Source organism: Streptomyces sp. KR80 (genome assembly GCF_052245555.1).
In the GTDB taxonomy this organism is placed as follows: Bacteria; Actinomycetota; Actinomycetes; order Streptomycetales; family Streptomycetaceae; genus Streptomyces.
On record NZ_JBQQCD010000016.1, the window covers coordinates 110,855 to 123,759 of the forward strand.

Genomic DNA, 12,905 nt, shown 5'->3' on the forward strand with positions numbered 1-12,905 from the left:
CGTGCTGCTCCCCGCAGTCGGCTCCGCTTGTGGCTATGCGCCACAGGAAACCCAGTGTCCACATGCAGTACCGACTACTCAAGCTGCAAGTCCCGCAGGCACGAATGCCTGGATCCACGGCTTCTGCCGTCTGCGGATCCGCTGGGAGATCCGCGCTGACATCCACGAGACGTTCCTCAAGAGACTCGCCGAGCTGCGTGATCACCTACCGACGCGTCCGAGCATTGTGTTAGCTCCTCTTAGTTGGTGCAGCGCGGTAGCAGATGAGGGCGCTGGCGATGCCGACGAAGGCGAGGAAGTGTTCGGCTTTGCGCTCGTAGCGGCGGTGTAGGCGCCGGCATCCGTTGATCCAGGACATCGTCCGTTCCACGACCCAGCGGTGCCGGCCGAGTCGGCTGGAGTTCTCCACGCCACGGCGGGCGATCCGCGGCACGATCTGCCGGCGTCGCAGCCAAGCGTTCAGGTGGTCGAAGTCGTAACCCTTGTCGCCCTGCAGCTTGGCCGGTCGACGACACCGAGGGCCGAAGCGGGAGCGGATCGGCGGGATGCCGCGCATCAGCGGCACCAGGGCCTGGCTGTCGTGGAGGTTGGCGCCGGAGATGCCCACCGAGAGCGGCAGAACCACCCGATGCAGCTTCGCCCACACCCGGGCCTGGGACCATGAGGCGAAACGCCGGTGCACGGTCTGCCACGAGGCGCCAAAGATCGGTGGAAGCTGCCGCCAGGTGCAGCCCGAGGTGGCGACGAAGATGATCGCTGCAAGCACCGCGCGGTCGTCACACCGCCGCCGACCTCCACCTTGAGCACGTACCGGCGGCTCCGGCGCCACATCCAGAAAGATCTCCCACAACCCGTCCGGCAACGAACCACGGCCAATCAAGACACTGTCTTAGTAGTCGAGTTCGATGTAGTCGATGCCGGTGAAGTCGACTTCCAGGCCCTGGGCCCGCCGGCCGCGGTCTTTGAAGTACATCTCCTGCAGACCTTCGGCGATGATGCCCTCCAGTTGGCGTTCGGTGGCGCCGGCTGCATGGGCGTCGAACAGGCGGGCCGCGTAGTCCGGAGGCAGGTGCTCGGTGATGCGGCGCAGGCGGGGGTCGTCCGTGGAGCCGGGGGCGGCGGTGAAGCCGAACCTGGCGCGGGTCTCGACGGTGATTCCGGTCTGCGTGGCGGCCCGCTGCGCGGCGCGGGCCCGTACGCGAGGTTGCCAGCGGCGGCGGACCTCTTGCTCAATGCGGTCGGCGATGGGCTTCGGCGGATGTCTGCGTTCACCGGTGAGATAGCGCTCGACGGAGCGCTGGCTCACGCCCAGGAGTTCGGCTACGGCCCGGGTGGTCTTGAGCTGCTTGACCAGGAACCGCGCTCGGGCCTGGGTGGACTTGGGGATCGGACGCGTGAGTACCCGCTGTCCGGCCTTGTCCAGGCCGTCCTCGATCTTTCCCACAGCGGGTCACTCCCCCTCGTCCAGGACGGCGTCGCCGCCCTTGATGTGCCGGGCCGGGTTGTACCCCTGGGGCAGCAGGTCCACCGCCCACCCCATGGACTGGGTGCCTTCGTGCTTGACCATCCCCGGGCTGACCCCCAGCCGGAACGTGCCGGGCACCGGCTTGCCCTCCGGGGTATGGGGCAGGACATCCAGCGGGGACGGTCCCGGGCTGGGGTAGACGACGCAGTCCGAGAGCACCGCGATCGGGAACAGGCCTGCCGTTGCCGCGGTCTTGGCCATCTTGCGGTGCATGTTCACACGGGCGGTGGCGATGACCGCGGCGCGGATGTCCGGCCGCCAGGTCGGGCGTTCCAGGGCCGGCCACCGTTCGCCGGGCCGGTAGCGGGCGCCCTGGGGGCGCTCCCGCAGCTTACCGATCCCGCCCTTCACGGTGGCCTTGATGGCGGACAGGACGGCCGCCATCGCCGGGTCGACGGCCTTGTGCCGCTCCATGGCGGCCAGGTACCCGTACTCGTCCAGGTCGGAGGTGACCGAGAGGTCGGCCATCGTGGACAGATAGGCCTCGCGCAGCCGGGCGTGCCAGGGGTCCAGGTACGGGCCGTTGTCGGGACGGACCCAGGCCTCGAGTGGCTGGACCTGGTGGCCGAGCTCGACGGCGTAGGCGAGGGTCGGTGTGGCGTACCAGGCCGGGCCGGTGGGTGGCTCGCCGGCCGGGGTGAACGGCGAGGGCAGCCGCGGGTCCAGCTCGACGCCGGACAGATCGGCGTACCAGCAGCCCGGCAGCTTCTTGTCGAACGCCGGCGCCCGGACGTGCACCGGCGCACCGAGACCGACCGTCAGGCGGGAGGCGGCGGCGAGGAAGGCGGTGTTGACATCGACGCCGACCGCATACGCCTGGCCCCGCTCGGTGTCGGTGAGTGACTCGGGGTCACGGATCCACTCGTAGGCCTCTTCGTCGATGACCTCGCCGATGGCGCGCCCTTGGGCGGCGGGGTGTTCGTCGGGGGCCTCCGGCGGCGCGGGGTCGACGGGTTCGGTGAGCGAGCCCGGCATCGGCCCGGACATCCACGCGCCGCTCGCCTCGTCCTTGACCGCGCGGGTGGGCGGGCGCAGCGCGGTCATCAGCTCCAGGCCGCTGACGGCCGTCGAGCCGCGCGGGGTGATGACCCGGGTGGCGTAGGCGCCGAGGAGCCGGGCCAGCTGGTCCGGCGGGAGATCGGCCGCGCTTCCCCAGGCTCGGGTGTCCAGGGCGTCCCAGGGTAGGACCGCGAGCTGAACGCACCGCCGTTGCCCGGCCTGCGCGGGCCGGTAGATGCGTGGCCAGGGGCCGAAACCGCGCTGGGTGAGCTTCCACTCGGCCCGTGCGAGCTGCTGTACGACCGGGTGGTCGTCCGGCAGCCGCAGGCCCCGGCGGTCCGCCAACTCGCCGGGGAGACCCAATCGTTCAGCGGCGGCAGCGGTGAGCACCACCAGCGGATCGGAGTCCTTCCCGGAGCGGTGCAGCTTCGGCGCGCCGATGCCCGCCTGATTCAGCGCCCAGTCCACCAGGGCCGGAATCGTCGTTTCCGGGCAGGTAAGGGTATGGCCGTCTGCGAGGTGGGCGGTGCCGTCACCGTCCAGGACCGCCAACGGGCCGTTGGGGAAGCGCGGGTCGGCGAGCGGGGCGGACGCGGCGGGATTCGCCGTCGTTCGTCGCGCGGTGTGCCGTGTGGAGGGTGCCTTCGTGGTTCGTGTCGACGGCGCGCCGCTGCTGAGCGGGGGCCGTGTGGTGGAGGTGTCCACCGGTGGGTGGTACGCGGCCGGTTGCGGTGCGGGAGCCGCTGCCCGCGCGGGGGCCGGGACCGCGGTCGCGTTCGCGCCGTCGCCGTTCGCCGGGGCAGGCACGCAGAAGTTTCCGAGGTGGCGTGGCTTTCCACCGACGCGGAACGGCGTCGGCCTGCCACAGATCACACACGGCTGTCGTTCGGCCCTCACGAGTTGCCCGTCGACATCGCGGTCCGGCTCCCCCGGCTCCGGTACGGAGGACATTTCCGTGGCCGTGCTGGTGGGGCTCTGTTCCGCTTGGGCTGCGCTGGTGGCCGGGTCGGCGTGATGCTGAGCGGCCAGGCCGTCCAGGAGCCGGGCGTAGGCGGCGCGCTTGGGCGGCCGCGGCTCGGTCCGGCCGGCCTCCCACGCTGTCACCGTCTCCCGGCGCACCCGCAGTGCCCTGGCGACGTCCTGCTGCGTCAGGCCGGCGGCCTTGCGCAAGCGTTCCCGCTCGGCGGGCGTCGGCAGCTCGTCCTTGCCGCGGGCCAGCAGCGCATCGACCGCCGCGAACAGCTCATCTTCGTCGGACACCACACCCACCGCCTCCGGGCCCCAACACTATCGGATCGAACCTCGAAACCAACTCCCGAACGAACCTCCCGCGATCGCTCGCGGACGTCTCATGCGAGGCCGGCGAACGGGTCGGTTCGTTCCCAGGCGACCGGAACGGCGACGTCGACGCCCGTACGGCTTCCGCGATCGAGCAGGAATCGCATCACCGCGCCGAAGTCGTCGAAGGCGTAACGCATGGGCAGCAGCGGCTGATGCAGCGGCCTGAGGAAGTCGTCCCAGTGCACGGGCACGATCCGACGCGCGCCGCTGGCGCCGACCACCTCGTCCCAGTACCTGGCGCGGAAGGCCGGTGACAGTCTGCCGAGCGTGCCGACGCCGAGATACACCACATCTGCCGCATGCCCGGCCAGGGCACCAGGGATGAAGTTGGCACTGGCCTGGACCAGGATCGTACGGTCGTGGTGGCCGATCAGGATCGAGTACGACTCCCCCGTGGCCCACTCCCTGGCCCTGGCGGGAGGCATGAGGGGCTGGTCGATGGTCCCCGGGCAGCGGTCGTGAGGGCTGTGCACGGATTCGATCAAGGTCACGGTGAACGCGCCGAAGGCCAGTGATTCGCCCTCGGCAGGGACGTACAGGCGATCCTCCGGCAGGCCGCTGCCACGCCCGACATTGGCGGTGGAGGACGACCCGACGAGCACGGCACCGGTCAATTCGCATACCAGCGGGGAGTCCAGCGCATGGTCGTAGTGGGAGTGCGCGCAGATCACCGCGGCGAGTGAATCGACGCCCGCGCGGCGCAGCGAACGCGTGACGGTCTGCGGATCGGGGGCGATTCGTCCGGCGACGACGCGCAGCAGGCCGGGGCGGGTGAAGAAGCCGTCGATCATGATCGCGGTGTCGCCGTCGTCGAAGAGCAGGGTCGACACGCCGAGCCAGGTCACGCGCAGGCCGCGATGACCGGCGGGCGCGGGCGGCTGCCGGTGCCCGGCGTAGGGAGCCAGCTTCGGGCGGGCGAGCCAGACCCTCATGCCAGTCGCCTTTCTCGGATGACCCCGGGGCTCGTCGTCCAGACAGATGAGGCCCACATCTGTCGTTCGTGGGCGTCGAAGGCCGATGGCAGCCGCACAACTCTCCCTCGTCTTCAGTGCAGTGTGATGACGGTCGCCGTGCCCAGCGATCCCTCGGTAGGGATCTCGCGGGTGGTGACCGGGCGGTCGCCGATCAGCCGCGCAAGGCTCTCCCGGCCTGGCTGCAGGCGGCCTCGCTCGAAGGGAACGAGCGTGACGTCGGTGTCGTCGGGTGTGCGCATGCGCCGGTACTGAGCATAGGTGACGGCGTCACAGCCCGAGTACCAGCCGGCTTCGGGCTCGTAGCCGGTAACCAGCAGGCACGGGCGATCCGTTGCGAGCTGCCGGGCGATGGGGACGGTCGAGTGGCTCAGTCGGGTCGGACCGGGCATGGCGCCGTGCGCCACGACCTGGACAGTGCCCAGGATGGTGACCGCGGCCAGCGCCGCGAGAGCGGCGAGCACGGGTGCGGCCCAGCGGCCGGTCAGCTCGGCCACGGCCGCAACGCCCAGGATGGTGAGCAGTACGACCGAGAGGAAGACGAACCGGGGTTCACCGTCGGTGGCGAAGCCGAGGATGACGAAGAGAAGTATGGCCGTGCGGCCGGGGCGGGGCGTGCCGCCCGCCATACCGGCCCGGCGAGCAGCCACGCCGGCGCTGCGACGAGGATATAGGGCCAAGGCTGCCAGCCCGGAAGCCATCCGCCCCAGCCGCTGATCAGCATGCACTGCTGCGCGAAGGCCGCTGCGGTGAAGACGACGGCGACGACGAACGCGGTCCGCCGAGCCGTCGACGTCCTGCCGGCGGACATGAACATCTACGCCCCTCCCCCGTCGCGGAGCGTGTCCGCGTGCCCCCAGGCGATGTGCTCCCCCAGGCGATAACTGCCGCGCATGCGATGGTCGATCGCATGTTTGATCGCGGGTCAGTGGCACCCTAACGGAGACCTCTGACACGACGGCCGGCGGCATCCGCCGGTCCGTTGTCGGCCGCCCCACCGTCAGGTCGCCCACCGTCAGGTCGCCCTGACGCGAACCGCCCAGCGCCGCGGCGGCGGTGAGGACGTCAGCCGCCGCTCAGTGGCGTGAGTGGCGTGGGTGCCGCACTTCCGGACCCGGTCTCCCGCTCAGGGACGAAGCGGACGAATATCAGCCGTGCACCGGCTATCCCGGCCACGAAGCAGGCGTTCATCTTGACGACCCCCTTGCCGCATCTGGGGTGGTGGAAGGGCCGGGTGTCCCCGTCGGGGTGGCTGCGCGAGCGGAAGTCACCCGAGAAGATCGGCCCGGCGATGGGGTCGTTCAGCACCATCTCGACCAGGTACTGGAGCGTCCGGTCGTACGGGTACGCGGCGGCCGCGGCGCGCAGCTGCGGGAGGAAGGCGGGTGCCCACGCGGTCTCCCAGTCGGCCAGGGTCTGCCGGCCCTCTTCCGAGAGCATGTACTCCATGGTGTTGTCCGGCGCCTTTCCGCTCACGAACATGTCCGCGAAGGCGGCGTTGTGACACAGCAGGTTCCATGCCACGTCGGTGATGTACGCCATGAACGGGACCTCGTCGAGCATGTCCTGCCAGGAGTCCAGCACCCCTTGATCCGGCCGACCCAGAGGGTGCGGTGGCGTCTCCTCGCGGGCGTATGCCCACAGCGCCCGCCAGTCGTCCTCGGTGAACTGCAGCAGCTCGGCGACGGCCCGCATGTACTCCTCGGGCGGCTCGGGGATGAGTCCGCGTTCGAATCTGGCGTACGTTCCCGACGGGCGGTCGAGCAGCCGGTCCACCTGGTCCTGTGACAGCCCTTCGGCGCGCCGGCCACGCCCGGTCGGCTTGGGCAGGCCGACGTCGGTCGGATCGACCTTGGCCCGCCGGTCGACCAGCATCCGCTGCAGCAGTCTCTTCCGCTCTATCCCACCCGGCACTGCTCTCCCCGGCTCCCGCTCTCCACTCGCTGTTTCTGTCCAGTACACGACACTGAACGTCACAGTGCACCGTACTAAAGGCAGGCGTATTACCGAGAAAAAGTCCCCCTGGATATGGGCGTGCCCTCCGGCCAAGATCGGTGTCGGTGATCGGGACCTGACGTGGCCGGACTGCTGTGCTCCGCGGGGGAGAGTGCTGCGCCTGCTGTCCTGCTCTCCTGGTGTGCCTGGGGGCACCTCCCAGCGGTAGCTGGGGGAACGTCGCAGCGGCGCACCGAAACCGATGAGACCAGCCCCTCGCGGCGGTCTGGCCCTGGCCCCGTCGCAAGACGGGGCATACAGGGAGATGAATCAGTCATGAGTCGATCCGTCCTGGTCGTGGGGGGCAACCGCGGCATCGGTCGCGCCACAGCGATGGCGCTGGCCGAGGAGGGCGACAGGGTCGCCGTCACGTACCGCACGGGGGAGCCGCCCGAGGGATTCCTGGGCGTGCGGTGCGACATCACCGACCCAGAGCAGGTCGAGCAGGCCTTCAAGGAGGTCGAGGAGAAGCAGGGTGCGGTCCAGGTGCTGGTGGCCAACGCGGGCGTGACGCGCGATCAGCTGCTGATGCGCATGTCCGAGGCGGACTTCACGGCCGTACTGGACACCAACCTCACCGGCACGTTCCGCACGGTCAAACGGGCGCTGCCCAAGATGCTGCGCGCCAGGTCCGGGCGCATCGTGCTCATCTCCTCCGCCGTGGGCTTGCACGGCGCAGCGGGTCAGACCAATTACGCGGCCTCCAAGGCCGGACTGGTCGGCTTCGCCCGCTCGCTGGTGCGCGAGCTCGGGCCGCGTGGGATCACGGTCAATGTGGTGGCACCCGGCCTGACCGAGACCGACATGTCACAGGCGCTCGGTGCGGACAAGCTCGAGGACCTGCGCCGGCAGATTCCGCTGGGACGTTCCGCCGAGCCCGCCGAGATCGCGGCGGCGGTCCGTTTCCTGGTCTCGGAACAGGCGTCCTACATCACCGGAGCGGTCGTACCCGTCGACGGCGGTGTGGGAATGGGGCACTGACGCCCCGGATCGTCTGCTTCTCCCGGGCGCCGGACCGGGCCGGAACGGGGAAACCCGGCGTCAGGTTCCAGGTCGGCCAGGTGTTTTCGTTCACACGGCCCGGAGGCAACGTACCGGCAGGCGATTCCCGTGTTCCTCGGAGAGGTCCGCGCCCCCTGAGCCTGCTCCGTGCAGCGGAGCGGGTCCAGGGCGGCACCTTCACTGCCAGGAGGACACCACGTCATGTGGTGCTCCGGGCGAGGCTCCGTGCACGTCACGGCCTCCTGGCGTGAGCGCCTGATCGAGGAGCAGTCGAGCATGGCCGAAAACCGGCGATCAACCCGCTTCCGCCTGCCCGGGCGTGCCCGGTTCCCCCTCCGTGGCCCGCTCACCCGCAGAGCGGGCCACGGACCGGCCTCCGCCGGTCGCGGGACGGGGGTCTCGGCCAGGGACCGCAGAGGGTCCGGCCGCAGGCGCCTGATCGACTATCCGCGCCAGGGCAGGAGCGGCCCACGTCGCTGGCTCCCCTCGTGGCGCCTCCTCGTGGGCACCTTCCTGGTCTGCTTCGGCGCACCGGCGGCGTTGTTCGCCGTCGTCTACGCGACGGTCGACATCCCCAGCGAGAACGCGGCCGCACGCCAGGAGGCCAACGTCTACTACTGGGCGGACGGCAGCCAGATGGTGAGCGTCGGCGCCGTCAACCGGCAGAACGTCCCACTTACCAAGGTCCCCGTCTCGCTGCGGAACGCGGCGATCGCGGCCGAGAACGCCACCTTCTACAGCGACTCCGGTGTCTCGTTCACGGGCCTGGCCCGTGCGGCGCTCAACATGGCGGGCGGTCAGGACACCCAGGGCGGCTCCACCATCACCCAGCAGTATGTGAAGAACACCTACCTCTCCCAGGAGCAGACGCTTTCCCGCAAACTGCGCGAGTTCTGTATCGCGCTCAAGGTGGACAGCCACAAGTCCAAGGACGAGATCCTCCAGGGCTACCTCAACACCAGCTGGTTCGGCCGGGGCGCCTACGGCATCCAGGCAGCCGCCCAGGCCTACTACGGCGTCGACGCCGAGAAGTTGAACCCCAGCCAAGGGGCCGTGCTGGCCGCCCTCCTCAAGGGAGCCGCCGAGTACGACCCGGCGCTGAGCTCGCGCAACCACCAACGCGCGGTCAAGCGCTGGAAGTGGATCCTGGACCGGCAGGTCGCGCTGGGCATGATGAGCGAACGGGAGCGCGCCGAGTACCCGCGATTCCCTGAGCCGCGCAAGCAGTCGAAGGCCACCAACCTCGGCGGCCAGACCGGTTATCTCGTCGACGTCGCCAAGCGGTACGTGAAGAAGCACACCGGCCTCACCGATGCCGACCTCGACCGTGGCGGCTACCGGATCCACACCACGTTCGACAAAGAGAAGGTGCAGCAGCTCGAACGCGCCGTGACCGATGTGCTGGAGCGCGACCTCGACCCGGCAACGCGTCCCGCGGACCGGCATGTCCAGGTCGGCGCGGCGTCGGTGCGGCCGGAGGACGGAGCCATCGTCGCCCTGTACGGAGGTGCCGATGCCACGCGGCACTTCACCAACAACGCCGACACCTCGGGCGTCCCCGCGGGTTCGCTCTTCAAGCCGTTCGTCCTGGCGACCGCCCTTCAGCACGGTGCCGCCACGAGGGGCGGCTTCGTCCAGCCCGTCTCCATCGACAGCTACTACGACGCCGACGGAACCCTGCAGACCGCCGGCGGGCTGCGGCTGCTGCGCGGTTCGAAGGAAGTCGCTGCCGAGCCGGCCGCCTTCCCCGCCTTCCCCGCCGTCCCCGGCTTCCCGACGCTGCGCGACGCGACGGTGTCGGCCACCAACACGACGTTCCTACAGCTCGGTTATGAGGCCGGGCTGGAACGGGTCGAGGAGATGGCCGTCGCCTCCGGAATGCTCAAGGACAGCATGGCGCCCCGCGACCGGAGCTTTCCCCTCGGCACCTCCACGCCCAGCGCCATCCGGGTCGCCGACGCCTATGCGACCTTCGCAGCCGACGGTGTACAGCACGATCCGTACTCGGTGACCAAGGTGCTGAAGAACGGCCGGTCGCTCCCGTTCCAGCGGTCGCGGCCACATCGCGCCATGGATCCCCAAGTGGCCTTCGACGTCACGTCGGTGCTGCAGGAGGTACCCCGGAACACCCAGACCGTGGCCGTGGGTCTGGGGCGGCCCCTCGCGGCGGCCGCGACCGGGAAACTGGACACGATGCGCGCCGCCTGGTTCGTGGGCTACAACGAAGGCCTCTCCACGTCCGTGACCATGTTCCGGTCCCGGCCGGGCCGGCCGCTGCTGCCCATGGACGGCGTGGGCGGCGACGGCTCGCTCCGGGGCAGCGCCTTCCCAGCCCGCATCTTCACCGACTACATGACCGGCCTCTCCCCCGCGGCCCCTGGCGGCACACGTGTCGCCGGCGGCCACGGATAGGGCCTGACGCTGCATCACGGGGTCAGCGAGTGAGCCATGTGACGTTACGTCACTCGCTTGGCCATGTCCGGATGCGGGCCGGCGGACCCCGGGACATGGTGAAGGCATCACACCCCACCTTTGGAGGTTTCCATGCGCAATGTCATCCGCGCATCCGCCCTCGGCATCGCCTTGACCGGTGCCCTGTTCATCGCCCCGTCCGCCCTCGCCGACGGTCCTCAGGGGCAGATCAACATGTGCTCCAAGAACACCACCCCCGGCATCCTCGGCGGCCTGCTCCCCCACCCGGGCAACCAGGCTGAATCCTGCTTGTCCAGCAGCTCTCTGAACGGGATGAACGAGACCAGGTAAGCACCTTCCCGGCAGGCCGGGAGGCACAACTGAATCATGTGAACACATCCCCCACAGGCTGGGGCGGCAGGGTCACCGCCGCCCCGGCCGTCTGGTGCCTCGAGGCCTCAACTGACAGCGCGTCACTCCCTTGGCCATGCCCGGGGTGCGGCGGGATTGCCCGCGGGACATGGTGAAGACTCCACACCCCACTTAGGAGGTTTCCATGCGCAATGTGATCCGCGCATCCGCCCTCGGCATCGCCCTGTCCGGTGCCCTGTTCATCGCCCCGTCCGCCCTCGCCGACGGCCCCCAGGGGCAGATTCACATGTGCTCCAAGAACATCACCCCCGGCATCCTCGGCGGCCTGTTCCCCCACCTGGGCAGCCAGGCTGAATCCTGCGTGTCCAGCAGCTCCTCGAACGGGACGAGCAGCAGCAGCAGTCCCAGCACCTACGACGCGTCCAGGTAAGAGCACCCACCCCAAGGCCGGGGCGGCAGAGTCATCTGCCGCCCCGGCCCTCTCATGCCTGCACTTCGCAACCCTGGCGCAACGCGACCTCACCGCAGACTCCAGCACCATGACGGGCAATCAGGCAGGAGGTTTTTCAGTATCCAGGGACGCGATCCAGAAGGTCCCGATGAGGCTTCACTGACAGGGAATCAGAGCAGTAACTGACAAGGCGTCACCCCCTTGCACTCGCTCCGCGTGCGGTGTGCCGACCGGCGGGGCACGGTGGTATCACCGTGCTCTTCACAGGAGGTATTTCCATGCGCAATGTGATCCGTGTATCCGCCCTCGGCATCGCCCTGTCCGGTGCCCTGTTCATCGCCCCGTCCGCCCTCGCCGACGGCCCCCAGGGAGGTATGCATTTGTGCTCCAAGAACACCAATCCCGGTGTTCTCGCCGGCCTGTTCCCCAGCCAGGGCAACCTGTCGGAATCCTGTGTCTCCAGCACTGGAACGAATGGGACCACCCGCTAGGCGTTCCCCGGCCCGTTCTCCGCCCACGTCGTCGTCCGAACACCCCTTGCGGGTACGGGTCGCTGCCGGATCACGGCAGCGGTGGGCACGGAACGAGGGACGGCGGACATCGTAGGTTTCCTCACAGGGCCCTATGCCGCAGGCAGCCCCAGGGGCATACTGCGGGGCCATGAATCTCACGGCCGACCCCGTCACCCCCGACCGGCTCGAGGAACTCCTCGGCGACCGGTCCATCGCCACCGTGCACCGGGCCCTGTGGCTCCTGTTGTGGGAGGGGGAGTTCCCGGTTTTTGAGCTCCTTTCCCTCGATGTCCAGGCCGTCAACCTCGAGGACTTCGGTGAACGCGCGGCCGGGCTCCTGCGCGAGCTCATCGCCGACCGCGAGAGCGGCCCTCTGTTCGCCGTCGGAGACCGCATGCTGAGCTGGGAGCAGGCAGTTCAGGCGGCTCAGGAGCACGGGCACGACATCCATGCCTTCCGTACCGGCGGGAAACTCCACCGACAGCCCGGATAGGAGGCAGCAATCGGGCGCCAATGGCGCCGCCCAGAGCCGGTGAGCACACCGGCTCGTCGCTGGACCGGGTCCGCACAGGGCACCCCCCACTCCAGGACATCCCGGCAGCGCATCGATCAATTTCGTCGCCCCGCCTGGTCTCATGGTCGACAAGCCGTGCCGGCAGTCGGCAGCACGGAGCCCCCACAGGAGAGACCATGGCAGACAAGGAACCGGTGACCGATCTGGACCCGCGCTACAGCAGCGAAAGCGCGTCCCCGACCGCGTGGGCGACGGCACGCGAGCGGCTCGAGGCCGCAGAAGTGTTCTGGCTGTCGACCGTACGTCCGGACGGCCGTCCGCACGTCACACCCCTCGTGTCCGTCTGGCTGGACGGCGCCCTGCATTTCTGCACCGGACCGCAGGAGCGCAAGGCCAAGAACCTGCGCAGCAACCGGAACTGCGTCCTGACGACCGGGTCCAACGCCCTCGGTGAAGGGCTCGATGTCGTGGTCGAGGGCCAGGCCAGGCAGGTGACCGACGAGGCCAGACTGTCGCGGCTGGCCACGGCGTACGAATCGAAGTACGGCAGCGACTGGCACTTCGACGTCCGCGACGGTGCCTTCCACGGCGAGGGGGGCCGCGCCCTGGTGTACGAGGTCGCTCCCACCACCGCTTTCGGATTCGCGAAGGGCGCGTACAGCCAGACCCGCTGGCTCTTCCCCGAACCGTCCCGGCGCTGACCGCACGGCAGTGTCCGGCGGCTCACCCACGCGCACGCGCCCGTCCGCCGCATCCGGCCCGTGTGACGGACGGATGCGGCGGAACGGGCGACGTGCTGCTTGGGGTCGGG

Annotated in this window: 13 protein-coding genes and 1 pseudogene; 8 read left to right on the forward strand and 6 right to left on the reverse strand. The window is 69.6% G+C overall.

Going from position 1 to position 12,905, the window contains the following annotated elements; genetic code table 11:
• Positions 1–106: 106 nt before the first annotated feature.
• A pseudogene (locus tag ACTWQI_RS21905) lies at positions 107–233 on the forward strand (IS5/IS1182 family transposase); the annotation flags it as partial.
• Here the strand turns inward: ACTWQI_RS21905 and ACTWQI_RS21910 are convergent.
• From ACTWQI_RS21910 to ACTWQI_RS21935, 6 genes are all read right to left on the reverse strand, one after another.
• On the reverse strand, positions 230–877 hold the full coding sequence (locus tag ACTWQI_RS21910) for a transposase (RefSeq protein ID WP_443273020.1): 648 nt from the start codon (positions 875–877) through the stop codon (positions 230–232). The pseudogene ACTWQI_RS21905 and the gene ACTWQI_RS21910 overlap by 4 nt on opposite strands.
• 12 nt (positions 878–889) lie before the next feature.
• Positions 890–1,444, reverse strand: a complete 555-nt coding sequence (gene tpg, locus ACTWQI_RS21915; protein WP_443272921.1) for a telomere-protecting terminal protein Tpg — start codon at positions 1,442–1,444, stop codon at positions 890–892.
• A gap of 6 nt (positions 1,445–1,450) precedes the next feature.
• On the reverse strand, positions 1,451–3,787 hold the full coding sequence (tap, locus tag ACTWQI_RS21920; RefSeq protein WP_443272923.1) for a telomere-associated protein Tap: 2,337 nt from the start codon (positions 3,785–3,787) through the stop codon (positions 1,451–1,453).
• Between the two features lie 86 nt (positions 3,788–3,873).
• Positions 3,874–4,797, reverse strand: coding sequence for an MBL fold metallo-hydrolase (locus ACTWQI_RS21925; RefSeq protein ID WP_443272924.1), 924 nt, complete (start codon positions 4,795–4,797; stop codon positions 3,874–3,876).
• A 113-nt stretch (positions 4,798–4,910) separates the two neighbouring features.
• Positions 4,911–5,486: a hypothetical protein gene (locus ACTWQI_RS21930; protein ID WP_443272925.1), complete on the reverse strand. Its 576-nt coding sequence runs from the start codon at positions 5,484–5,486 to the stop codon at positions 4,911–4,913.
• Between the two features lie 415 nt (positions 5,487–5,901).
• A complete protein-coding gene (locus ACTWQI_RS21935) occupies positions 5,902–6,750 on the reverse strand; it encodes an MmyB family transcriptional regulator (RefSeq protein ID WP_443272926.1) in 849 nt (282 codons plus the stop codon).
• Between the two features lie 357 nt (positions 6,751–7,107).
• Here ACTWQI_RS21935 and fabG point away from each other — a divergent pair, with 357 nt between their 5' ends.
• From fabG to ACTWQI_RS21970, 7 genes are all read left to right on the forward strand, one after another.
• Entirely contained in the window at positions 7,108–7,812 is a 705-nt protein-coding gene (gene fabG / locus ACTWQI_RS21940; RefSeq protein WP_443272928.1) for a 3-oxoacyl-ACP reductase FabG, read from the forward strand.
• A gap of 522 nt (positions 7,813–8,334) precedes the next feature.
• Positions 8,335–10,245, forward strand: coding sequence for a transglycosylase domain-containing protein (locus tag ACTWQI_RS21945; protein ID WP_443272930.1), 1,911 nt, complete (start codon positions 8,335–8,337; stop codon positions 10,243–10,245).
• 132 nt (positions 10,246–10,377) lie between these two features.
• A complete protein-coding gene (locus ACTWQI_RS21950; RefSeq protein ID WP_443272931.1) occupies positions 10,378–10,596 on the forward strand; it encodes a hypothetical protein in 219 nt (72 codons plus the stop codon).
• 205 nt (positions 10,597–10,801) lie between these two features.
• Positions 10,802–11,047 carry a hypothetical protein gene (locus ACTWQI_RS21955; RefSeq protein WP_443272933.1) on the forward strand — a complete coding sequence of 82 codons (246 nt, stop codon included), beginning with the start codon at positions 10,802–10,804 and terminating at the stop codon, positions 11,045–11,047.
• 299 nt (positions 11,048–11,346) lie between these two features.
• Positions 11,347–11,559 carry a hypothetical protein gene (locus ACTWQI_RS21960; protein ID WP_443272934.1) on the forward strand — a complete coding sequence of 71 codons (213 nt, stop codon included), beginning with the start codon at positions 11,347–11,349 and terminating at the stop codon, positions 11,557–11,559.
• Between the two features lie 169 nt (positions 11,560–11,728).
• Complete coding sequence (locus ACTWQI_RS21965) at positions 11,729–12,073, forward strand: hypothetical protein (protein WP_443272935.1); 345 nt, start codon at positions 11,729–11,731, stop codon at positions 12,071–12,073.
• Between the two features lie 197 nt (positions 12,074–12,270).
• On the forward strand, positions 12,271–12,795 hold the full coding sequence (locus ACTWQI_RS21970; RefSeq protein WP_443272937.1) for a pyridoxamine 5'-phosphate oxidase family protein: 525 nt from the start codon (positions 12,271–12,273) through the stop codon (positions 12,793–12,795).
• Positions 12,796–12,905: the final 110 nt, after the last annotated feature.